23 protein-coding genes are annotated in these 22620 nt (G+C 63.0%); 15 read left to right on the top strand and 8 right to left on the bottom strand.

The features are described 5' to 3' along the window. Window positions 1-101: 101 nt before the first annotated feature. The 8 genes from ACWPW0_RS20665 (at window position 102) to ACWPW0_RS20630 (ending at window position 11131) form a co-directional block, all read left to right on the top strand. Entirely contained in the window at window positions 102-1385 is a 1284-nt protein-coding gene (locus tag ACWPW0_RS20665; RefSeq protein ID WP_454256396.1) for a diguanylate cyclase, read from the top strand. Window positions 1386-1559: 174 nt separating this feature from the next. Further along, window positions 1560-3338, top strand: coding sequence for an acyl-CoA dehydrogenase C-terminal domain-containing protein (locus tag ACWPW0_RS20660; protein WP_447594639.1), 1779 nt, complete (start codon window positions 1560-1562; stop codon window positions 3336-3338). Window positions 3339-3532: 194 nt separating this feature from the next. Next, on the top strand, window positions 3533-7159 hold the full coding sequence (locus ACWPW0_RS20655; RefSeq protein WP_454256395.1) for a DUF2339 domain-containing protein: 3627 nt from the start codon (window positions 3533-3535) through the stop codon (window positions 7157-7159). Next, window positions 7156-8517: a DUF3999 domain-containing protein gene (locus ACWPW0_RS20650; RefSeq protein WP_447594635.1), complete on the top strand. Its 1362-nt coding sequence runs from the start codon at window positions 7156-7158 to the stop codon at window positions 8515-8517. Before ACWPW0_RS20655 ends, ACWPW0_RS20650 begins: the two co-directional genes overlap by 4 nt. A 115-nt stretch (window positions 8518-8632) precedes the next feature. After that, window positions 8633-9643: a class 1 fructose-bisphosphatase gene (locus ACWPW0_RS20645; protein WP_447594633.1), complete on the top strand. Its 1011-nt coding sequence runs from the start codon at window positions 8633-8635 to the stop codon at window positions 9641-9643. Between the two features lie 3 nt (window positions 9644-9646). Then, window positions 9647-10246, top strand: a complete 600-nt coding sequence (locus tag ACWPW0_RS20640) for a DUF924 family protein (protein WP_454256394.1) — start codon at window positions 9647-9649, stop codon at window positions 10244-10246. Between the two features lie 70 nt (window positions 10247-10316). Beyond that, a complete protein-coding gene (gene bamE / locus ACWPW0_RS20635) occupies window positions 10317-10571 on the top strand; it encodes an outer membrane protein assembly factor BamE domain-containing protein (RefSeq protein ID WP_447594630.1) in 255 nt (84 codons plus the stop codon). A gap of 11 nt (window positions 10572-10582) precedes the next feature. Beyond that, on the top strand, window positions 10583-11131 hold the full coding sequence (locus ACWPW0_RS20630) for a lipocalin family protein (RefSeq protein WP_454256393.1): 549 nt from the start codon (window positions 10583-10585) through the stop codon (window positions 11129-11131). A gap of 74 nt (window positions 11132-11205) precedes the next feature. On the opposite strand, the gene ACWPW0_RS20625 is transcribed toward ACWPW0_RS20630, so the two are convergent. Continuing rightward, complete coding sequence (locus ACWPW0_RS20625; RefSeq protein WP_454256392.1) at window positions 11206-11718, bottom strand: DUF2141 domain-containing protein; 513 nt, start codon at window positions 11716-11718, stop codon at window positions 11206-11208. On the opposite strand from ACWPW0_RS20625, the gene ACWPW0_RS20620 reads away from it, so the two are divergent. From ACWPW0_RS20620 to ACWPW0_RS20605, 4 genes are read left to right on the top strand one after another with little or no spacing between them, the layout of a single operon-like run. Next, window positions 11695-12612 carry a dialkylrecorsinol condensing enzyme gene (locus ACWPW0_RS20620; RefSeq protein ID WP_454256391.1) on the top strand — a complete coding sequence of 306 codons (918 nt, stop codon included), beginning with the start codon at window positions 11695-11697 and terminating at the stop codon, window positions 12610-12612. The two genes, ACWPW0_RS20625 and ACWPW0_RS20620, sit on opposite strands and share 24 nt — an antisense overlap. Before the next feature lie 19 nt (window positions 12613-12631). After that, entirely contained in the window at window positions 12632-13786 is a 1155-nt protein-coding gene (locus ACWPW0_RS20615; protein WP_454256390.1) for a beta-ketoacyl-ACP synthase III, read from the top strand. Next, window positions 13783-14190, top strand: a complete 408-nt coding sequence (locus ACWPW0_RS20610; RefSeq protein WP_447594622.1) for a hypothetical protein — start codon at window positions 13783-13785, stop codon at window positions 14188-14190. Before ACWPW0_RS20615 ends, ACWPW0_RS20610 begins: the two co-directional genes overlap by 4 nt. Then, on the top strand, window positions 14187-15188 hold the full coding sequence (locus ACWPW0_RS20605) for a BtrH N-terminal domain-containing protein (RefSeq protein WP_454256389.1): 1002 nt from the start codon (window positions 14187-14189) through the stop codon (window positions 15186-15188). The genes ACWPW0_RS20610 and ACWPW0_RS20605 overlap by 4 nt, the downstream gene beginning before the upstream one ends. Before the next feature lie 175 nt (window positions 15189-15363). Here ACWPW0_RS20605 and ACWPW0_RS20600 read toward each other — a convergent pair whose 3' ends face one another. Genes ACWPW0_RS20600 through ACWPW0_RS20575 form a run of 6 tightly spaced genes read right to left on the bottom strand, consistent with a single transcriptional unit; the run spans window position 15364 to window position 19755 of the window. Further along, window positions 15364-15930: a hypothetical protein gene (locus ACWPW0_RS20600; RefSeq protein WP_454256388.1), complete on the bottom strand. Its 567-nt coding sequence runs from the start codon at window positions 15928-15930 to the stop codon at window positions 15364-15366. Beyond that, window positions 15927-17042, bottom strand: coding sequence for a beta-ketoacyl synthase N-terminal-like domain-containing protein (locus ACWPW0_RS20595; RefSeq protein WP_454256387.1), 1116 nt, complete (start codon window positions 17040-17042; stop codon window positions 15927-15929). Before ACWPW0_RS20595 ends, ACWPW0_RS20600 begins: the two co-directional genes overlap by 4 nt. Further along, window positions 17039-17305, bottom strand: coding sequence for an acyl carrier protein (locus ACWPW0_RS20590; RefSeq protein WP_447594614.1), 267 nt, complete (start codon window positions 17303-17305; stop codon window positions 17039-17041). The genes ACWPW0_RS20595 and ACWPW0_RS20590 overlap by 4 nt, the downstream gene beginning before the upstream one ends. After that, a complete protein-coding gene (locus ACWPW0_RS20585) occupies window positions 17287-18474 on the bottom strand; it encodes an ABC transporter permease (RefSeq protein WP_454256386.1) in 1188 nt (395 codons plus the stop codon). Before ACWPW0_RS20585 ends, ACWPW0_RS20590 begins: the two co-directional genes overlap by 19 nt. Then, a complete protein-coding gene (locus ACWPW0_RS20580; RefSeq protein WP_454256385.1) occupies window positions 18471-19355 on the bottom strand; it encodes an ABC transporter ATP-binding protein in 885 nt (294 codons plus the stop codon). Before ACWPW0_RS20580 ends, ACWPW0_RS20585 begins: the two co-directional genes overlap by 4 nt. After that, the gene (locus tag ACWPW0_RS20575) at window positions 19348-19755 is read right to left on the bottom strand and encodes a beta-hydroxyacyl-ACP dehydratase (protein WP_447594609.1); all 408 of its coding nucleotides are present in this window, start codon (window positions 19753-19755) and stop codon (window positions 19348-19350) included. The genes ACWPW0_RS20580 and ACWPW0_RS20575 overlap by 8 nt, the downstream gene beginning before the upstream one ends. Before the next feature lie 89 nt (window positions 19756-19844). Between ACWPW0_RS20575 and ACWPW0_RS20570 the strand changes: the two genes are divergently transcribed. Beyond that, entirely contained in the window at window positions 19845-20402 is a 558-nt protein-coding gene (locus ACWPW0_RS20570) for a methyltransferase family protein (RefSeq protein ID WP_454256384.1), read from the top strand. A gap of 211 nt (window positions 20403-20613) precedes the next feature. Here ACWPW0_RS20570 and ACWPW0_RS20565 read toward each other — a convergent pair whose 3' ends face one another. Continuing rightward, entirely contained in the window at window positions 20614-21045 is a 432-nt protein-coding gene (locus ACWPW0_RS20565) for a hypothetical protein (protein ID WP_454256383.1), read from the bottom strand. Window positions 21046-21138: 93 nt separating this feature from the next. On the opposite strand from ACWPW0_RS20565, the gene pip reads away from it, so the two are divergent. After that, window positions 21139-22110 (top strand): prolyl aminopeptidase, encoded by a 972-nt coding sequence (gene pip, locus ACWPW0_RS20560; protein ID WP_454256382.1) that lies wholly within the window; start codon window positions 21139-21141, stop codon window positions 22108-22110. Then, a complete protein-coding gene (dtd, locus tag ACWPW0_RS20555) occupies window positions 22107-22544 on the top strand; it encodes a D-aminoacyl-tRNA deacylase (protein ID WP_447594602.1) in 438 nt (145 codons plus the stop codon). The genes pip and dtd overlap by 4 nt, the downstream gene beginning before the upstream one ends. The last annotated feature ends 76 nt before the right edge of the window (window positions 22545-22620 follow it).

The following is a 22620-nucleotide window of genomic DNA, read 5'->3' as shown; positions in this document are numbered from 1 at the left end:
CTGGCTGAGACATTCCACGTAATTGCTGATGCTGTTACTGCACGGTGCAGGCAAAATGCCAGACTTTCGGCGCCGCATGCTGCCGGATCGGAGAATTTGCCTTGCTGCGCCTTGCCCACGTCCGTCTGAGTCACTTCCTGCTGCCGCTCGCGCTGTTGGGCGGTGGTGTGCTGATTGCTCGGCATGGCGTGCTCAATGAGTTCTTCGAGTCGCTGTTCAATGTGCTGCCGACTCTATTGCTGCTGCTCGGCGGCGCCTTCTGCGTGGTGTACAGCCGTCAGCGCGAGTTTTCCCTGCTGGTCGTGGTCTACCTGACCTATTTCCTGCTCGACACGCAGACCGACTATTTTCGCGAGCAGGGCGTAGTGCGTGAGGATGCCGCGCTGGTCTTCCATCTCAGTAGCCTGTTGTTGCCGCTGATGTATGGCTTGTTCGGCGTCTGGCGCGAGCGCAGCCACCTTCTCCAGGATCTGATCGCCCGCGCAGCCGTGCTGTTGGCCGTAGGTGCTGTGGCGCTGGCGATGGCCAGGCGTTTCCCGCAAGGCGTCCAACAATGGTTGGTAGAAATCCACTGGCCACTGCTGCACGCCAGTTGGATGAATCTGGTGCAATTGGCCTATCCGTTGTTCTTCGGTGTCTTCTTGCTGCTGGTGGTGCAGTACCTGCGCCAGCCGCGACCGTTGCATGCGGCATTGCCGTTCGGCCTGCTCGGGCTGCTGTGGATGCTGCCGAAGACCTTCATCCTGGTGCATGGGCTGCATGTGATGAGCAGCCTGGTCATGCTCATGCTGATTGCCTCCGTCGCTCATGAGGCCTACCAGATGGCCTTCCGCGATGAGTTGACCGGCTTGCCGGGGCGGCGTGCTCTGAATGATCGGCTGGACCGGCTGGGGCGCAACTATGTGATCGCCATGGCGGACGTCGATCACTTCAAGCAGTTCAATGACACCCATGGTCATGATGTGGGAGATCAGGTGCTACGCCTGGTGGCCAGCCAGTTGCGGCGTATCGGTGGTGGCGGCAAGGCCTACCGTTACGGCGGGGAAGAATTCACCCTGGTGTTTCCAGGCAAGACGCTGGATGAGTGCCGTCCTTACCTGGAGGCAGTGCGCCTCGAGGTGGAAAACTACCGCATGCAACTGCGTGACAAGAGCAGCCGACCGCAGAGCGATAAACAGGGGCGGCAGCAGCGCAGGGCGGCCGGGGCTGGCAGTGTGTCGGTCACCATCAGCATTGGCATGGCCGAGCGCGAGGCCCACCAGCGCAGCGCTGATGAAGTGATTCGTGCCGCCGACAAGGCGCTCTACAGCGCCAAGCGTGCCGGGCGCAATTGCATCATGGCGCAAGGCGAAAACCGCCGCGGGGCGGTTCGGGTGGGGGCATAGCGGTACTGGCGACCTCCCTGAAGATGGTCGCGCTCTTCGCGTCATTTGTAGAACTGATATTGTCTTATCGGTCATAACAAGACTCTATGTCCCTTTCTCGTTGTTCGGCTAAACTCGGCGGCCTATGTGATTGCGGTCTGCGGACCGTTCAGTTGGCTCTCCGAGGATCGTTTCATGGCGGATTACAAAGCTCCCCTGCGCGATATGCGCTTCGTTCTCAATGAAGTCTTCGAGGTATCGAAACTCTGGGCTCAGTTGCCAGGGTTGGCCGACGTCGTCGACGAAGAGACTGCGGCTGCCATTCTCGAAGAAGCGGGCAAGGTCACTGCCGGCACCATCGCCCCGCTGAACCGCAGCGGCGACGAAGAGGGTTGCTCGTGGACGGACGGTGTGGTGAAAACTCCGGCTGGGTTCCCCGAGGCCTACCAGACCTATGCCGAAGGCGGCTGGGTCGGCGTGGGTGGTTCCCCGGATTTCGGCGGCATGGGCATGCCGAAGGTAATCGGCGCCCAGGTCGAGGAAATGGTCAACTCGGCCAACCTGTCCTTCGGTCTGTACCCGATGCTGACGGCCGGTGCCTGCCTGTCGATCCTCAATCACGCCAGCGAAGAGCTGAAGCAGCAGTTCCTGCCGAACATGTATTCCGGCGTCTGGGCCGGCTCCATGTGCCTGACCGAGCCGCATGCCGGCACCGACCTGGGCATCATTCGCACCAAGGCCGAACCGCAGGCCGACGGCAGCTACAAGATCACCGGCACCAAGATCTTCATCACCGGTGGTGAGCACGACCTGACCGAGAACATCATCCACCTGGTGCTGGCCAAGCTGCCGGACGCGCCGGCTGGCCCGAAAGGCATCTCGCTGTTCCTGGTGCCGAAGGTCATGGTCAATGCCGACGGTTCCCTGGGCGAGAAGAACAGCCTGGGTTGTGGCTCGATCGAGCACAAGATGGGCATCAAGGCCTCGGCCACCTGTGTGATGAACTTCGACGGTGCCACCGGCTGGATCGTCGACGAGCCGAACAAGGGCCTCAACGCCATGTTCACCATGATGAACTACGAGCGTCTGGGCGTGGGTATCCAGGGCCTGTCGCTGGGCGAGCGCTCCTATCAGAACGCCATCGAATATGCGCGTGACCGCATCCAGAGCCGCGCGCCAACTGGCCCGGTGAACAAGGACAAGGTTGCCGACCCGATCATCGTGCACCCGGACGTGCGTCGCATGTTGCTGACCATGAAGGCGCTGAACGAAGGCGGTCGTGCCTTCTCCAGCTACGTCGCCATGCAGCTGGACACCGCCAAGTACAGCGAAGACGCCGCCACCCGCAAGCGCGCCGAAGAATTGGTTGCGCTGCTGACGCCGGTAGCCAAGGCCTTCCTCACCGACATGGCGCTGGAAACCACCACCCATGGCCAGCAGATCTTCGGCGGTCATGGCTACGTGCGTGAGTGGGGCCAGGAGCAACTGATCCGCGATTGCCGCATCACCCAGATCTACGAAGGCACCAACGGTATCCAGGCGCTCGATCTGGTCGGCCGTAAGGTCGTCGGCAGTGGCGGTGCGTTCTACAAGCATTTCGCCGAAGAAATCAAAGCCTTCACTGATAGCGCCGACGCTTCGCTGGCCGAGTTCATCGAGCCGCTGAAAGGCGCGATCGCCAACCTGGAACTGATGACCGCTGACTTGCTCGAGCGCGCCAAGGCTAATCCGAACGAAGTCGGCGCCGCCTCGGTCGAGTACCTGCAGGTGTTCGGTTACACCGCCTATGCCTATATGTGGGCACTGATGGCGCGTACCGCACTGGCCAAACAGGATCAGGACGACTTCTACGTGAGCAAGCTGGGCACCGCGCGGTTCTTCTTTGCGCGCCTGCTGCCGCGTATCCACTCGCTGACCGCTTCGGTCAAGGCCGGTAGCGAGTCGCTGTTCCTGTTGGATGCTGCGCAGTTCTAAGCTGTGTAGCTGGATGAAGAAGCCCCGCTAATGCGGGGCTTTTTCGTGTCTGGTACACGGGTTTGCCTGGGCCAATTGTCCAGCCTGTGCGCTGGGCAGCATTCACTCGTGTCTGCGTGTACGGGCCTGCCGATATACTCCCTACGCTGCGGGCGTTTCGCTCGGTTGTTTTTATTCGTGCAGGGATATGACGCATGCAATGGATTTTCATGCTGGTGGGTCTGCTTCTTGGTGCCTTGGCCGGTGAGTCGGTAACGGGGGCCTTGCTCGGTGGTTTGCTGGGGCTGGGCATTGGCCAGGCACTGCGGATGCAGAACCTGGCAGATGAGAACACGTCGTTGCGCAAGGAGCTGAGCGGCTTCGCTCAGCGTTTCGAACATGGCACCACCGTCATGCACGAGCGGTTGCTCAAGGTTGAGCAGGCACAGCCTGTTGAGCGTCCTGCGTCTGTCGCGGAGGCTGCCTCCACACCTATACCCGAAGACGCGCCGCCAACCACGGATACGCTTTCGACTGCTGCCGCAGCGGATGCCTTGCCGCCTCAAACCGCAGAGCCGGCGTTCGAGGCGGATCTGGTCTGGGACCTGCCTGACCAGCCCGAGCCAGCCCTCGCTGAGACCGTTGCGGATATCGTCCATGAATTGCCCGAGCCCCAGCCAGCGGTTGCACCTGAGCCGGCTTACGTACGCCCAGCCGCTGCAGTTCGCCCAACCGAGCCGTCTCTGATCGAGCGCGGCATTGCCTTGGCCAAAGACTGGCTGTTCGGTGGTAATACCGTGCTCCGCGTGGGCGTGGTGTTGCTGTTTCTCGGCCTGGCCTTTTTGCTGCGTTACGCCACCGAGGGCATGGTCATCTCGACCGAGGCGCGTTATGTCGGCGTTGCCGCCAGTGCTATTGCCTTGCTCGGTCTTGGCTGGTGGTTGCGTCTGCGCAATCCCAACTACGGCTTGATCCTGCAGGGCACTGGTATTGCTGTGCTGTATCTCACGGTGTTTGCCGCCATGCGCCTGCACCCCTTGCTCGACCCGAAGCTGGCCTTGGGGCTGCTGGTGTTCGTCACCCTGTTCTCGGCCATTCTCGCCGTCATGCAGAATGCCCTGGGACTGGCGGTAGCCGCTGCGCTAGGCGGATTCGCCGCGCCAATCCTGACGTCGACCGGCAGCGGCAATCATGTGGCCCTGTTCAGCTATTTCATTCTGCTCAACAGCGGAATCTTTGCCATTGCCTGGTTCAAGGCCTGGCGCTTGCTCAATCTGGTCGGTTTCCTCGGTACGTTCGGGATCGGCCTGGCATGGGGCATGCGTTCCTACACGCCGGAGCTGTTGTGGAGCACCGAGCCGTTTCTGATTCTGTTCTTCCTGATGTACGTGGCCATCGGCCTGCTGTTCGCCCGGCGTAAATTGCGTGAGGCAAGCGAAGCGCCACAGGAGCGTGATGCGTTGCTGCGCTGGTCGGCTGGCAAGACCGACTATGTCGACGGCACCGTATTGTTCGGTCCTCCGTTGATTGGCTTTGGTCTGCAGTACGCGGTGGTCCAGCATATCGAGTTCGCGGCTGCATTCAGCGCGCTGGGCCTGGGCCTGTTCTACCTGCTGCTGGCGCGTGTGCTCAATGGCCGCGCACCGGGACGTGCCCTGTTGCTGGTGGAGACCTGCCTGGCGCTGGGCGTGGTGTTCGGCACCCTGGCGATTCCGCTGGGGCTGGACGCACGCTGGACCTCGGCGGCCTGGGCGGTGGAGGGGGCAGGTATCTTCTGGCTGGGGCTGCGCCAGGGGCGACCGCTGGCGCGGGCCTTTGCTTTGTTGCTGCAGTTCGGTGCGGCGCTGGCATTCCTCGGCCAACTGGATGCGGGGGATGGCACGGTGCTGCAAGGTTCGCCGCTAGGCGCCCTGATGCTTGGCGTGGCCTTGCTGTTCAGCTTCTGGCAATTGCGTGAAGCGGCGGACACAGCCAGCAAGGCCTGGGAGCGCAAACTGCTGCCTGCCCTGGCGACTGCCGGCCTGGCGTTTCTGTACCTGATCGCGCCGCTGCTCTTTGCCAGCGAAGGGACGGCTATCTGCTGGGCTGCAGCCGGGTTGGCAACGTTGTTTGCCGGGTTGCGCCTGCAGTCGAGAACCTTCCTGTTCTGCGCCTTCGCCGTGCAATTGCTCGGTGGCGTGCTGTTCCTGATCCAGTTGCGGGGTAGCGGCCATGACGGTGCGCTGCTCGATGGTGGCTGGCGCGCACTGATGACCTGCTCGCTGATCGGTCTGGCGCTGGTTGCCGGCATCCTGGTTGCTCTGCGTGATGACAGGGTCAGCCAGGACCAACGTTTGATGCGCGGTCTTTCGCTGGTACTGCTGGTTGGCCTGGTGTTCATCAATCTGGCCGTGCTGTTCGTCTTGCCTTGGCAAAGCGCCAGCGCGGTGTGGGCTGGCAGTGGCCTGCTGGTGATCTGGCTCAGCCTGCGCCTGCAGCTACGGGCCAGCTTCCTCTTCGGCCTGTTTCTACAGGTCGTCGGTGGCATTGCCTTTCTCGCCGCCAGCCCGCTGTTGTTGGGGCAGTTGCCCAGCGAGGGCCTGCGGCCCCTGGGCCATGCTGGGTTCTGGACACCTCTGGTGTTGGGGCTGGCCGCGCAGATCGGTGCCTGGCGTTTGCGGCATGTGTTGTTGCATGGCCAGGCAGGTGCTCTTGGCGATGTGAACCTGCAGCGCCTGTCGCAGTTGCTGCTGGCCTGGGGCGCCGCCTGGTGGGCATTGGCATTGGCCAGTGAGATCGTGCGCTTCGCGGCGCCAGCCCTGCAGGGCAGCCTGTTGCTGTTGGCAGCCACGCTCAGCGTGTTGCTGTGGATGCTGCTGGCCGTGCGCTTGCGCTGGCAGGCAATGGCGCTGCTGTGCACCTTGCTGGTGCCGGTGGCCGGGGTAATCCTGCTGCAGCGTTTCGAGCTGACCTACCACCCGGCTGCGGCATTTGGCTGGTTGGCCTGGAGTGCCCTGTTTGTCGTGAATCTGCTGGCCTTGCGACGCCTGGCGCAACTGCTGCCGTCGGGCGCCTTGCGCGCGGCGCATGTGCTGGGTTGCTGGCTGCTGCTCGGTGTTCTGGCGCTGGAGTTGCGCTATCTGCTGATGCTGTTGTCCGAGCACTACAACGCCTGGCGCTGGTTGGGCTGGGCGGTATTGCCGAGCGCCTATCTGCTGGCGATGGCCGTGCCGCGCGCCTGGCCGTGGCCGGTGGCTGCCTACCCGCGCGAATACCGGGTGCTGGCGGCCGCGCCTCTGGCGGCGCTGATGCTGGCCTGGTTCTGGCTGGCCAATATCGCCAGCGATGGCCGCGCCGATCCGCTGCCCTATCTGCCATTGCTCAACCCGCTGGAGCTGGGGATGCTGTTCGCCCTGTTCGGCGTCTACAGCTGGCTGCGCAGCCAGTTGGGCGCGCTGGGTGTTCCCGATACGGAGCGTGTCGCGCAGCTGGTAGCCGGCAGTTCGTTGTTCGTCCTGCTCACTGCCGCGGTATTCCGCACTGCACACCATTGGGGCGGGGTAGCGTACGAGCTCGACAGCCTGCTCGGCTCGATGCTGGTGCAGGCAGGCCTGTCGATCGTCTGGACGCTGATTGCCCTGCCGCTGATGATCGTCGGTCACCTGCGGGCTCGTCGTGAGCTGTGGCTGGTCGGTGCGGCATTGATCGGCGTGGTGGTGGCCAAGCTGTTCTTCGTCGAGCTCGGCAATCGCGGTGGCCTGGAGCGCATCATCTCGTTCATTGGCGTCGGCGTGTTGCTGCTGGTCGTCGGTTATTTCGCACCCTTGCCGCCGCGCAAGGAGGCATCGGAGCCCCAGGCATGAAAACGTGTATTCGAATACTCCCACTGTTGGCTGCGCTGGCAGGCATCACAGGTGTGGTCGCTGACGAGCGCCCCGAGGATTTTGCCGTACAGGTTCCTCTCACCGTGAAGGGCGAGGGGCCGTGGTATCGGCTGGAGCTACCTCTGGCGCTGCATGTAACGGCGCGCCACGCCGATCTGCGTGACCTGCGCCTGTTCAACGCCGAAGGCGAGGCATTGGCTTATGCGCTGACACTTGGCGCAGCGCAATCCAGTGAGAAGCGTCGGGAGATGGCGGTCAAATGGTTCCCGCTCAGGGGCGAAGCGAGCACCACGGCTGCGCCCTCGATACGGGTGCAGCGCAGTACCAGTGGCACGCTGGTAGAGGTGACGCCGGATGAGCCGACCACCAGCCAACAGGTACTGCGTGGTTGGTTGCTGGATGCCAGTGCGCTGGACGCGCCGCTGCACCGGCTGCAGCTGGATTGGAGCGCGGATGGCGAAGGCTTCCAGCGTTTCTCCATCGAGGCCAGTGATGACTTGCAGCATTGGCGTAGCTGGGGCGATGGCCAGATCGCCCGCCTGAGTTTTGCCGATGAGCGTATCGACCAGCGTGATATCGAATTGCCCGGCCTCAAGGCGCGTTACCTGCGCCTGCTCTGGCTGGCGCCGCAACAGGCGCCTGCGCTGACAGCTGCCAGGCTGACCAGCATCGACAGCGAAACGACACCCGCGCCATTGGCCTGGCTGACAGCCAGGCCAACCAGCAGCAAGCCGGGCGAGTACACCTGGGAACTGCCGTTGGCATTACCGCTGGAGCGGTTGCGGATCGATCTGCCGCAGGCCAACGCGTTGGTGCCGGTGAGCTTCTCCAGCCGCCGTGAGGGCAAGCTGGAATGGCAGCCACTAACGCGCGGTCTGCTATATCGGCTGCCTCAAGATGGTAAGGAAGTGCTGCAGAACGAGGTCGAGCTGTATGGCACTCCTGTGCAGCAACTGCGCCTTCAGGTCGATCCGCGTGGTGGTGGTCTGGGCACTTCGGAGCCGCAGTTGCAGGTGGCCATGCGCAGTACGCAAGTGGTCTTCCTCGCTCGCGGCTCGGCGCCTTACCAGCTGGCGCTGGGCAAGGCCGGGCTGCAATCGGCAGCGCTACCGCTGACCACGTTGATCCCCGGTTACGAGGCGGCCCGTCTGGCCCAACTTGCCGAGGCCGTGGTGCCAACGGAAATTCCTGCGATGGCGGCGGGTGCGTCGGCAGAGGCACCGCAATCCTCAGGCGACTGGAAGCGCTTTGGCTTGTGGGCGGTGTTGCTGGCGGGCGTTGGCATGCTGGGCGCCATGGCTTGGAGTCTGTTGCGCAAACCTGTGCGGCGTGACTGAGAGCAGGGGCTGAGTGGGGAGTCCGTCTGCCGGTCAGCGCCAGGTAAGGCGCTTGCGCCGGCAAACGGGTAAACTTGGCCGAATTTTTCCGACACCCCCCGCTGGAGCCATCCCCATGTCGCGCGTCACCCTCAGCCGCTATCTGATCGAACAGACCCGCAGCCACAACACTCCAGCCGACTTACGTTTCCTTATCGAAGTCGTCGCGCGCGCGTGCAAGGAAATCAGCCATGCCGTCTCCAAGGGCGCCCTGGGCGGCGTGCTGGGCAGCATGGAAACGGAGAACGTCCAGGGCGAAGTGCAGAAGAAGCTCGACGTGCTGTCCAACGAAATCCTGCTGGAAGCCAACGAGTGGGGCGGTCACCTGGCGGGCATGGCGTCGGAAGAAATGGACAACGCCTACCAGATCCCCGGCAAGTACCCAAAAGGCGCCTACCTGCTGGTGTTCGATCCGCTGGATGGTTCCTCCAACATCGACGTCAACGTCTCGGTCGGTACCATTTTCTCGGTGCTGCGCTGTCCGAGCGATGAGATCTCGCAGAACGATGCTCTGCGCGAGAATGCCTTCCTTCAGCCGGGCACCAAGCAGGTCGCTGCCGGTTATGCCATCTATGGCCCGCAGACCATGCTGATGCTGACCCTCGGTGATGGCGTCAAAGGTTTCACCCTGGACCGCGAGCTGGGCAGCTTCGTGCTCACCCACGACAACATTCGCGTGCCGGAAAGCACTGCTGAATTCGCCATAAACATGTCCAACCAGCGTCACTGGGAGGCGCCGGTTAAGCGCTATGTAGACGAACTGCTAGCCGGCAAGGAAGGTTCGCTGGGCAAGAACTACAACATGCGCTGGATCGCTTCGATGGTGGCTGACGTGCACCGTATCCTCACCCGTGGTGGCCTGTTCATGTACCCGCGTGATTCCCGCGAGCCGGAGAAGCCGGGCAAGCTGCGCCTGATGTACGAGGCCAACCCGATGTCCTTCATCATCGAGCAGGCGGGCGGCGCGGCCACCAACGGTACCCAGCGCATCCTCGATATCCAGCCCGAATCCTTGCATCAGCGCGTGGCGGTGTTCCTTGGCTCCAAGGAAGAAGTCGAGCGCGTCACCACGTACCACAAGGCTTGATCCATGCCGGCCTGGCAACCGCTTCTCGACTGGTGGTTCGGTTCGGCGAGCAGCGCTGCCGAGGTGGCGGCGCAGCGCTCCGGCCTCTGGTTTGGCTACAGCGACAGCCAGGATGACGAGGCGCGGCGGCGTTTCGGTGATCAGATCAAGCAGGCGTTGGCGGGCGGGCTGCAAGACTGGGCTGATGATGCCCAAGGCTGGCTGGCGCTGATTCTGCTGCTGGACCAGTTGCCGCGCATGATCGGGCGCAATACGCCCAGGGCCTTTGCCGGCGATGCCCGCGCCCTGCAACTGGTACGCCAGGGGCTGGCGCGGGGCATGGACCGGAAGCTCGACTCGATTCGCCAGGTATTCGTCTACCTGGTGCTGGAACATACCGAAGACCTGCCCACGCAGAACCAGGCGGTGGAGCGCTTCCGCGCACTGCGCGATGCCCAGCCTGAGGGCGAGCGCGAGCCTTTCGACGGCTTTCTCGACTTTGCCGTGCGCCATCAGCAGGTGATTGCCCGTTTCGGGCGTTTCCCGCATCGCAATGCGATTCTGGGTCGCCCGTCCAGCGCGGCTGAGCAGGTCTATCTGGATGAACCCGGCTCGGGCTTCTGACGTCCAAGGCGCACAAGTGGCGCCCGTGTGCCAAGCTCATGTCTTCGTCCCCTGCATCAGGAGCTGTTCCATGTCGTTGCGTACCCTTGCCGTATTGTCTGTCTGTGTCCTGCTTGCCGCGTGCAGCAAGGTCAATCAGGAAAACTACTCGAAGCTCAAAGCTGGCATGCCCAAGGCCGAGGTCGAAAGCCTGCTTGGCAGTCCTGTCGAATGCTCCGGTGCAATCGGCCTGACCAGTTGCACCTGGGGCGATGAGAAGTCCTTCATCAGCGTGCAGTTCGCCGGTGACAAGGTGATGATGTTCTCCGGTCAAGGCCTCAAATAAGGAGCCAACGCATGCCGCGTCTCGCTCTGCTCACGCTGTTCCTGCTGCTCGCCGGCTGCTCGGCTTCGGGAAGCGGCAAGGCACCGCCGACCACGGTTGGCCATGTCGATCTGCAGCGCTATCAGGGCGTCTGGTACGAGCAGGCGCGACTACCGATGTTCTTCCAGCGACGCTGCGTGCAGTCGGAAGCCCATTACACGTTGCGTGAAGATGGCCGAGTCGGTGTGCTCAACCGGTGCAGCACAGCCAAGGGGGAGTGGATCGAGGCGACCGGCCAGGCCGAGCCTCAGGTCGCCGGGCAGACCGACAAGCTGTGGGTGCGTTTCGATAACGGTTTCAGCCGACTCTTCCCCAGCCTGAGCAAGGGCGATTACTGGGTGCTGTATGTGGATAAGGATTACCAGACGGCGCTGGTCGGTACCCCTGACCGTGAATACCTTTGGTTGCTGTCGCGCGATAAGGGGATTTCTGCCGAGACGCGCAACCTGCTGCTGGAGCAGGTGCACAAACAGGGCTATGACACCGGTGAGTTGATCTGGCGTGATGGCGCAGGTCGTTAACAGGGTTTGTGGTGGGCGGTCTGCCTATGTACATCGGGGATCAGTTGGGTGCGCAAAGTGCCCCGATGTTCGGCCTAATTTTTCCGCGGCTTGGCCTTGGGATTGTGCAGGCGGATGTTCAGCTCGGTATCGGCGGTGCCGTGCTCGAACAGGCATTTCAGGGGCGAGGGCTTGCCGGTGAACAGCGATGGATTACCGGAGAAGCCGATGGGCTCGAGGGGAATGCCGCGTGGGCTGAGGTCGAGCAGGCCATTGCCGTTGCTGTCCTGATAGACCTGAATCGCATAGCGACCGGGGGGAACGTCCCGCAGACGCAACACCCCTTCATCGCTGTGAGCCTCGCGCAAAAGCTGCTCGGGCCAGTGCTTCTGGTCGGCGTTCACCAGGGCCAGATGCACGGTGCCGGTGGCCTGTTTGCCTTGCAGATGGACCAGAATGTCACCTGCCCAAACGGGCTGGCCGACGAATAGTAGTGTCAGCGCACAGCCAGTGGATCGCTTGATTAAGGTTCGAAGAATTCTCTGTGGCATAATTCGCGACATTTTGCAGGGAATTGGCAAGGCATGCGTCAGGTTCTGGTGGTCCATTATTCGCAAACCGGTCAGTTGAACCGTCTGGTTCAATCGGTCTGCGCGCCACTGTTGCAGCGTGACGATATCCACGTCGATTTTCTCGCCTTGGAGCCGGCGCAACCTTACCCGTTTCCCTGGCCCTTTCTGAGTTTTTTTCGAATTTTCCCTGAAACCGTACTGATGCGCCCGCAGCCGCTGCTGCCCTTGGCTGTCGATGCTGACAAGCGCTACGACCTTGTGATCCTCGCGTATCAGGTATGGTTCCTTTCACCTTCATTGCCGGTCACCAGTTTTCTCGCCTCCGCCGAGGCAAAGCGCCTGTTGCGTGACACGCCGGTGGTGACGCTGATCGGCTGCCGCAACATGTGGCTGATGGCGCAGGAGAAGATCAAGGTTCAACTGCACGCTCTGGGCGCCCGCTTGATCGACAACATTGCCCTGACCGATGCCTGCGGTACCGCTGCAAGCTTCCTTGCGACCCCTTTGTGGTTGTTCACCGGCCGGCAGAAACCTTACAGCTGGGTACCGCGTGCCGGTATCGCCGACGCCGAGATCGCGGCAGCGAGTCGTTTTGGCGAGGCTATGGCGCATCGCCTGTCCGCTGACGATCTGCCGCTGGAACTGCCCATGCTCAGTGGTCTTGGTGCGGTACGCATCGACGAGAAGCTGATTGCCAGCGAGAAAGTCGGCAATCGCAGCTTCAAGGTGTGGAGCCGCTTGCTCACGGCCCTGGGCCCGCAGCAGAGCCGGCGCCGTGCCGCAGGGCTGGTGGTGTACATCGTTTTTCTGATTTGCCTGATCATTACTGTCGTGCCGATCAGCGCACTGTTGAAGCGGCTGCTGGCGCCTTTTTTCAAGGCGCGGATACAGCGTGAGAAGGCCTACTTTGCCGGTCCATCCGGCGAGTGAAGTGACCCGAGGAATACCCGTGGTACAACCTGTTTTCATCAATCGCATCAGCGCCTGCCTGCCGTTCGACCCAGTCGATAACGAGCAGATGGAAGAGCGCCTCGGCCTGGTCGGTGGCAAGCCGTCACGTGCGCGCAAATTAATTCTGCGGCGCAATGGCATCCAGCAGCGTCACTACGTGATCGATCCGGCCAGCGGCGAGCCGGCCATGAGCAATGCGCAGCTCAGTGCCGAAGCCATTCGTGGTCTGGAGGGACCAGGTTTCGACCTGGCCGACCTCGATTGCCTGGTGGCCGGGACTTCGTCGCCGGACCAGGTGATGCCAGGACACGCCGTGATGGTGCACGGCGAGCTGGGCAACCCTTCCTGCGAAGTGACGACCACCGCCGGAATCTGCCTGTGCGGCATGACGGCGCTGAAGTACGCGTGGATGAGCGTGGCCAGCGGCGAAAGTCGCAATGCCGTGGCCTGTGGCTCGGAGGTCGCCTCCGTGCTGATGCAGGCACGCAACTTCAACGCCGAATATGAAAGCCGCGTCGAGGAACTGGAAAGTCACCCGGAGATCGCCTTCGAGAAGGATTTCCTGCGCTGGATGCTCTCCGATGGCGCGGGCGCCGTATGGCTGCAGGGCCAGCCCAATGCCCATGGTCTGAGCCTGCGTATCGACTGGATCGACATCTATTCCTTCGCCGACCAGATGCCGCCGTGCATGTATGCCGGGGCCGAAGTGCAAGATGGACGCCTGACCGGCTGGAGCCGTTACGACAATGATGAGCGGGCGCGGCGCTCGGTGATGGCGATCAAGCAGGACGTCAAACTGCTCAACGAGAACATCGTCAAATACACCGTGGAGCACGCCCTGCAACGCATCATGCAGCGCCGCGAACTGCATGTGGCGGACATCGACTGGTTCCTGCCGCACTATTCGTCGGGTTTCTTCCGCGAGCCGTTGGCCGCCGGCCTGGCCAATGCCGACCTGCCGATTCCGCAGGATCGCTGGTTCACCAACCTGAGCAGCAAGGGCAATACGGGCGCGGCGTCGATCTTCATCATCCTCGAAGAGCTGTTCAACAACGATCGCCTGCGCAGTGGCCAGCGTTTGTTGTGCTACGTCCCGGAAAGCGGTCGCTTCTCCAGTGCCTTCATGCACCTGACGGTGGTGGGCGAACCATGAAGCTCGACGAAGTGCCGCAGGACCACAGCTCCACCTACGGCGGCCACAGCAAGCTGGTCTATGCGGTGGACGCCAGCGGTCATTATCAGGGCGCGCAGAGCGATGGCTGGGAGCCGGAGGCCTATGCCACCCAGTTGGCGGTTGCTGAGCTGGAGGAGCAGGAGGCCGACGCGCTGGCTGCCTGGCAGCGCGGCGAGCTGTCGCCGCTGAAATGCCTGATGTACCGCTACCGTCTGGATGAGCCGGCTCTGGCGCAGATCACCGGGCTGTGGCAATGGCGCATTCGCCGGCATTTTCGCCCGGCCATCTATCAGCGCCTCTCGCAGGCATTGCTGGCCCGTTATGCGGAGGCTTTCGGCCTGCCGACCGCAGACCTGGTCCGCTATCAAAAGGAAGTGAAATGAGCGAATTCCAGCACCGCCAGAGCGCCCATTGCGAAAGTGGCGTGATGGCCAGCCTGCTCAGCCATGCCGGCCTGCCGATGAGCGAGCCCATGGCCTTTGGCCTGGCATCCGGCCTGGCCTTCGCCTACCTGCCGATCGTCAAGCTCAGCGGCATGCCGCTGATCGCCTACCGCATGCCGCCGCGCTACCTGATCAAGACCTTGAGCAAGCGCCTCGGCGCTCGCCTGCACAGCCGCACCTTCGGCAATCCCGAGCAGGGTCGCCTGGCGCTGGATAGTGCGTTGGACGCTGGGCGTCTGGCCGGTCTGCAGAGTTCGGTGTTCTGGCTGCCGTACTTTCCGCCGGAGATGCGCTTCCACTTCAATGCCCACAACCTGCTGGCTTATGGCCGCGAGGGCGGCGAGTACCTGATCAGCGATCCGGTGTTCGAAGCGCCGGTACGTTGTGCGGCTGCAGACCTGCAGAAGGCCCGCTTTGCCAAGGGCGCGCTGGCAGCAAAGGGGCTGATGTACTGGCTCGATGACGTGCCGCTGGAGCAGGACTGGGAGCGCCTGATCCGCAAGAGCGTGCTGTCGACCGCGCGGATTCTCGACGGCATGCCATTGCCCTGGATCGGTATTCGCGGCATCCAGCACCTGGCCTCGCGTATCGACCGGCTCGATCCGGCGCAGACCAAATACAACCGCCTGTACCTCACCCATATCGTGCGCATGCAGGAAGAGATCGGCACCGGCGGTGCCGGTTTCCGCTTCATGTACGCCAGCTTTCTGCAGGAAGCCGGGGAGAAGATTGGCGATACCACCTTGCAGCAGGCCTCGGCGCAGTTGACCCGCATCGGCGACGATTGGCGTCAGTTCGCCTCCGCATGCGTGCGCGCCAGCCGCAACAAGGGCGAGCCGGCCAATTTCGCACCAATTGCCGAATCACTGCGCGGCATTGCGCTGCAGGAGCGCGTGCTGATGAAGGAGCTCGGCGCCTGGGCCAAGCGCAAGGGCTGATTGTCGGGAGGCAATTCTGTTCTTAAGCCAAAGCCCCTGGACAGCGTCGAATATTGTGGGAGCGGGCCCTGCTCGCGATTCATGCGCATGGCGCACTCCTACAAGAACCTGAGGTGGATGGCCACCCCAGGGATCGCGCTTTATCGATCCACCGGGGCGGGTGGCTGCCAAGGCGTTATTCGCCCGAGAGATCCAGGCGATATACGTCGACCTGTGTCGTCAGGGCGGCGAAGTCATCAGCTGACGTAACGGGCACCGTTCCTTCCAGCAGCACCGCTTGCACGCAGAAGTCCTCCACTTCGTCGACCGCCAGTAGCAAGGCTTGGCTGACTACGCCGTCGTTCAGATCGAGTGCAGCCAGCGCCTGCAGGTGCGACCAGACCCGTTCACCTGCGCCAATGAACAGATTGGGACCTTCGAGCCCCAGCTGCTGGGCGACATGGAAGCCTGCGGCGTTGCTCACGCTGTTGACGAACTCGAACGGCTTGGGCTGCTTGTGCTGCACGCAGACGGCATCGAGCAGGGCGCCCATGGTTGGTCGGGCTGGATGGCGGGCGGCCAGGTACAGGCCGCAGTCGCTGCGCACCTGTTCCTTCAGCGCAGCGGCACCGAGCAGGGCCTGGAAGATCAGGCGGTCGATGCGACGTGGCGGGCTGCTCAACCATTGGCTTAGAGCAGTTTTCAGTGCTTTGTCGCTGGTCGCGGCGTTGCCACGTATTTCACTGGCGGCGATAACCGTCATGCCGATACTCCTGTGCTGCACACCTGCAGTACCAGGCTGGCGTTGTTGCCACCGAAGCCAAAGAAGTTGGCCAGTAGTCGGGCATCGCTCGCCACGGGTTGGCGGTGTGTCGGCAGCGGTAGCAGCGCTTCGGCGGCATAGTCGAGGCCCGGCAAAGAGCCGGCTTGCAGGCTGCGCGCCAGCAGCAGGGTTTCACTCAGGCCGCAGGCGCCCAGGGTGTGGCCAAGCCAGGGTTTGAGCACGCACAGCGCGGGCAGGGCGTCGGCGTATAGGCGGCGCATGCCGTTGTGTTCGGCATGGTCGTTGGCGCTGGTGGCGGTGCCGTGCAGTTTGACCAGGTCGATCTCGCCCGCTGTGAGCCCGGCGCTGCGCAGCGCACCTTGCATGACCCAATCGATATGGCTGCCATCTTCGCGGGTGGTAGTCAGGTTGCTGGTGTCGCAGGCGCTGAACCCGCCGAGCAGGCGGGCCAGGGGTGCATTGCCGGGCTCAGGAGCGAGCAGGGCGGCGGCATAGGCCTCGCCGAGGATCAGGCCGTCGCGCTCGGGGTGGAAGGGGCGATAGCGGCCGCTCGGGCTGGTCAGGTCCAGCGCGCCGAAGCCCTGCATGGCCAGGGCATTGGGCGTTTCGAAGGCCAGCACCAGGGCGCGTCGATGCACGCCTGCGTTTAGCAGGCGTGCGGCATAGAGCAGGCCGTTGGCGGCGCTGGTGCAGGCGGTGTTGAGGGTGAACGCATCGGCGAAGTCCCAGCGCTGGCGAAGCTGGCTGGCCATCAGGTCGAGGGGCGTCGAGTGTTCGGGGCGAAAACCCTGTTCGGCGCTGACCAGGGTTTCGAGCTGGCTGATGTCCAGGCTGGTGCTGGCGATGATCAGCAGACAGTCGTCGAGCGCCTGTGATGTATCACCCAGGGTTTCTCCAATCAGGCGATCCAGGCGCTGGTCGAGGGTTTCCGATGTGGTCGCTGCCAGATACGGACGTGGCTGCTGCAACTCATGCAGGAAAAACTGTCCGGGTTGCGGCTGGCGGCCTTCGCTGAGCGCCAGGACCGCTTCATCCAGGTCGGCTCCCAGCGCGCTGTGCAGGGCGCCGCGTTGCAGGTAAACCGGTGTCACTGTTGCTGCCTGATGAACGCGGCAATGCTGGCAATGGTGCCCAGGATGCGACGGCCATCCTTGGCGCCTTCGATGCGTACGCCATAGTGCTGCTGCAGGGCGAGCGAGACTTGCAGGGCATCGAGGCTGTCCATCTGGATGCGACTTTTCTGGCCGAACAGCGGCTCGTCGTCAGTGATGCTCTGCCAGTCGATGTCGTCTTCCTTGTCGCACTCGCGAATCAGCAGTTGCTTGAGTTGTTGTTCTAGTAGTGAGTGGTCCATTGCGTTTGCTGTACTCGTTTGTGGAACAGGAGCAACCCGATGCTGCCGAGCAGGGCGGCGAACAGCAGCAGGCGCGCACAGTAGGGCACGATATCGGCGAGCGAGCCGTGGCCTACCAACAGGGTCAGGAAGGCGTCCAGCGCCCAGCTCATCGGCGAGACTTCCGCCAGTTGGCGCATGGCGTCGGGCATTACGCTCTTGGGCACCATGATGCCGCCGATGGCGGCGAGGATGATATTCAGCCCGCCGCCGAGCAACAATGCCTGTTCGCTGCTACGGGCCAGCGCCGCCAGCAACAGGCCCAGGCTGCAGGTGGCCATGGACACACTGATGGCCAGCAGCAGGTAGGCAGCAAGGCCGCCAGGCAGCTCCAATGCGGGTGGGCCAAGCAGCGGCAGGCCGTAGACGCCGAGGGCCAGCAGCAGGCCGAACTGCAGCAGGTTGATGGCCAGGTACGGCAACAGTTTGCTCAGGGTCAGGGTGCCGAGGCTCAGCCCCAGGCAGCGGAAGCGCAGCAGCGCGCCGCTCTGTTGTTCGCGCTGGAAGCTGCCAGCCATCGGCAGCATGACGAAGAACATGCCGAAGATCAGCCAGGCCGGCACGCTCATCTGGGTAGCGTTGGCGCGTCCGCTGAGGTCGCCGCTGGCCAGTTGGTCCTGTTCCTTCATGTCACTTTGCGTACGTGCCTGGGCCAGCTCCAGTCGCTCTGCGGTCGGCATTTGCGCGTCGATGACATCGCTGTCTTCGAGGTAGGCGAGCAGTCGGCTCTGGGCCAGGGCGATGCGCACGGCGCTGCGCAGGCGTTCGCGGGAGATGTTGTCGAATTGCGCGGGGAACACCAGGTCCGGGCCTTGGTGCGGGACGTCGAGCAGGGTGTCGGCGAAGTTGGGGGCCAGTTTTACCCGGGCTAGCGATTCGTCACTCCGGGTAGCGATCTCGCTATCCGGCAATTGCGCCTGCAGCGCGTCGTGAAACAGCTGGCTGGCTGCGCTCTCCTGGGAAACCTCCAGCACGATATGCAGGGGCGGCAGGCGATTTTGCAGGTAGCTGGACATGGCGAAGGCCATGAGGATCAGAAACAGCGTCGGCATGAGGAACAGCACGGCCAGGGCGTGCGGGTCGCGCAGCAGCAGGATGAGCTCCTTGCGAACCAGGGCGCGCAATCTCATAGCCGGCCTCCGTTGAGGCGCAGGTACAGCTGTTCCAGCGATGGGCGGCCGAAGCGCAGCAGGCTTGGTAGTTCCGGCTGAGCGACGACGAACTGGCTGATCTCCAGCAGGTGCTGACCCGACAAGGCGGGAATGCGGATGCCGCCAGGCAAGGTTTCCGTCGTCAGTTGCAGGCGGGCCAGCAGGGCGTCGAGGCCGGCGGGCGGGGCGCCCGACCATTCCAGGGACAGGCCGTGGTCATCGCCCAGCAGGTGGCGCTTGTCGAGGTCCAGGCGCACCTTGCCTTCATGCAGCAGCAGGATGCGCTGGGCCACGCGTTCGACTTCGTCCAGGTAATGGCTGGTGTAGATCACCGCCTTGCCGGCGGCGGTCAGGTGTTCGACTGCATCGAGCAGCAGGTGTCGGCTCTGGGCATCGACGCCCACGGTAGCCTCGTCGAACAGGTACAACTGGGCTGGTTGCAGCAGGCCGATGGCAAAGTTCAGGCGTCGCTGTTCGCCACCGGACAGGCGCTCGCTGCGGCAGTCGAGTTTGTCTTCGAGTGCCGTGCAGGTGATGCACTGCTGCAGACGCTCGCGGCGTTCCGTGCCACGCAGGCGGTAGAGGTCGGCGAACAGCTCAAGGTTTTCCCGTACCTTCAGGCCCGCATAGAAGGCCAGTTGCTGGGGCACCAGGCCGAGGCGGCGCTCGCCGTGCCAGATGATCTCGCCCTGCTGTACCGGCATCACGCCGCTGATCAGCGACAGCAGGGTGGTCTTGCCCGCGCCATTGCTGCCGAGCAGGCCCAGGCATTCGCCAGCCTTCAACTGCAGGTCGATACCTTGCAGGGCCGGGGCAGGTGAGCCCGCATAACGGAAAGTCAGGTTGTGTAGTTCAAGCATGAACCAGCACCAGCAGCAGCTTGCCGTCGAGCAGCAGTTGTTCGTCGGCGTGCACGCTGAAGGCGTACAGCGCGCCCGCCGGGCTCAGCACTTCCTGGGTCGCGGCAACCTGCAGGGCGCCCTGGCGCCGAGCGGGCTCATGATGCACCTGCAGGTGCGAGAGCTTGCCGACCAGGGCCATTTCGATGGCACTGTCGTCGCCGTATAAGGCACCATGCGCAGCACACAATTGTGCCGCAGCCTCATACAGCAGGCAGGGCGATGCATCATTGCCGAACGCGTCGAGGTGGTGCCAGGCACTGAGGCCGCGGATGTTCTGCGGATCGTGGTCGAGCAGGCCATCCAGCCAGAGCGCGGGGCCCTGATGCGGCAGCAGCGTGTGCAGTTGTGTACGGTCCATCGTGTGCGGTCAGTGCAGGTGGGTCGGCAGTGTAACAGAGGGGCTGCAGATGGCGCAGTGCCTGGGTTTGCAAGTCAGGAGGCAGGTAGATGGTGTGGTGGCAGGGATTGTTGTTCGTAGTGGGTTCGGCGGTATTTGTCGGTATTTCGTGGGAGGCTTTGCGCCGGCCACATTCCCACGGGTTTTATCGTTTCTTCGCCTGGGAACTGATGCTCGCGCTGCTGGTGCTGAATGCGCCGGTGTGGTTCGTCGACCGCTATGCGTTGCATCAGGAGGTGTCGTGGGTATTGTTATTCCTGTCGCTGCTGGTGCTGTTGCTCGGCGCTTATCAGCTGCGCCGTTATGGCCGCCCCGACGCGCAGCAGCGTGACGATGCCGAGCTCTTCACCTTCGAACGGACCTCGCAACTGGTCACCGGCGGCATCTACCGCTTCATTCGTCATCCGCTGTTCTGTTCGTTGCAGTTATTGACCTGGGGCATCGCCTGCAAACAGTTGAACCTGCTCAGCATTGTGCTGGCTGTGGGGGCCAGCGTGTTGTTGTACCTCGCCGCCAAGCGCGACGAGGCCGAATGCCTGGAGTATTTCGGTGAGGCCTATAGGGCCTACATGCGGCGCAGCCGGATGTTCGTGCCATTCATCTTCTGAGAGCCTGTTTACGATCTCCTGGCTCGCGGCCATACGGCGTTAAAAACACCCTCGAATGCGAGCCCAGTCAGAGTGCTCATTTACCACTCGTAAACCCGAGTGCGGGCCCAGTCCGCTTTCTCGGGTGTTTTCGCGGAGGCGCCTAGCCCTTGCCTGGGCTCTAATCCAGAAGATCATAAACAGGCTCTGAGTGCTGCCGGCAGGGCGCGGCTTATTCCCAGTCGAGCCGCGCCAGCTGCCACTCGCCATCTTCCAGCCACCATTCCAGCTTGACGCTGTAGTGCCCGGCGCTCTCGGGGATCAGCCCCTGGGCGCCGGTGAGGGCCACCTGGGCCTGGGTGTAGCCCTTGTTGCGGTAGGTCGGGTCGATATGGCTGTTCTTGGACAGGGCGATCACCTTGACCTGCTTGTAGCGCATGAACAGCAACGTCATGGTGCGCGCGGCCCAATCCCGGTCGTAGTGCTGCTGCGCGCCGAACTGCGCATGCAACTGCTCGATCACCGCGCTGGGACGCTTGGCTTCAAGGTTGTCTTGCAGCTGTTGCACGGCCGCTTCAAGCGCGGCCTGCGGGTCGTTGCGGCTGCAGCCGGCGAGCAAGGCAAGGCACAGCAGAAAAGGCAGGGCAAAACGCGGGGTAGACATGCTTCAACTCCACTTTCATGGTTATGATGCCCGACACACTAGAGGGCCGGCACCCATTCGCAGGTGACCAGTTAACAGACTCGGGAGCGCATCATGCAGACTTTGTATCCGGAGATTAAACCCTTCGCCCGCCATGAGCTGGCGGTGCAGGAGCCGCATGTGCTCTATGTGGACGAAAGCGGTTCACCGGAAGGCCTGCCAGTCGTGTTCATCCATGGCGGTCCCGGTGCAGGCTGCGATGCTGCCAGTCGTCGTTATTTCGACCCCAACCTCTACCGTATTGTCACCTTCGACCAGCGTGGCTGTGGGCGTTCGACTCCCCATGCCAGTCTGGAAAACAACACCACGCAGGACCTGATCGCCGACCTCGAACGCATTCGCGAGCACCTTGGCATCGACAAGTGGGTCCTGTTCGGCGGCTCCTGGGGCTCGACCCTGTCGCTGGCCTACGCCCAGGCTCACCCGGACCGCGTGCATGCGCTGATCCTGCGTGGCATCTTCCTCTGCCGCCCGCAGGACTTCGACTGGTTCTACCAGGAAGGCGCCAGCCGCCTGTTCCCTGACTACTGGGAGGATTACCTGGCACCGATCCCGCTCGATGAGCGGGACAACCTGATGCAGGCCTTCCACAAACGCCTCACGGGTACTGACCAGATTGCCCAGATGCACGCGGCCAAGGCCTGGTCGACGTGGGAAGGACGCACCGCGACCCTGCGCCCCAACCCGCTGGTGGTCGATCGTTTCAGCGAACCGCACCGCGCCTTGTCGATCGCCCGCATCGAGTGCCACTACTTCCTCAACGAGGCGTTCCTCGAACCGAACCAGTTGCTGCGGGACGTGCCGAAGATCGCCCACCTGCCAGGGGTGATCGTGCATGGTCGCTACGACGTGATCTGTCCGCTGGACAATGCCTGGGCGCTGCACCAGGCCTGGCCGAACAGTGAGCTGCAGATTATCCGCGATGCCGGCCATGCCGCCTCGGAGCCGGGCATTACCGATGCGCTGGTGCGTGCTGCCGACCAGATTGCCCGGCGCCTGCTCGATCTGCCCTTGGAAGAAGCATGAAGGCACTGATCCAGCGCGTGCGCCATGCACGTGTCGAAGTAGAAGACGAAGTGGTGGGTGCGATCGATCAGGGCCTGCTGGCTCTGGTCGGCGTCGAGCCTCAGGACACCCCGGCCAGCGTGGCCAAGCTGCTGCACAAATTACTCAACTACCGGGTGTTCGGTGATGCCGAGGGCAAGATGAATCGCTCGCTCAAGGATATCGACGGCGGCCTGCTGCTGGTGTCGCAGTTCACCCTGGCGGCCGATACGCGCAGCGGTTTGCGGCCGAGCTTTTCCAGCGCCGCCACGCCGGCATTGGGTGCGCAACGGTTCGATGAGCTGGTTGTGCTCGCTCGCCAGCAACATGGTCAGGTGGCGACCGGGCGTTTTGGTGCGGACATGCAGGTGCACCTGCTCAACGATGGGCCGGTGACCTTTCTGCTGGAAGTCTGATGCAAAGGCTCTAGACAGCGCTGATGGCGCAATAGTAGCGTCCGCTATCCTGCCGAGTATCTACGGCAAGAATGAT

The organism is Pseudomonas sp. Marseille-Q8238 (assembly GCF_965111915.1).
The sequence above is the reverse complement of the archived record's forward strand: the minus strand, read 5'-3'. Positions and strand labels throughout refer to the sequence as shown.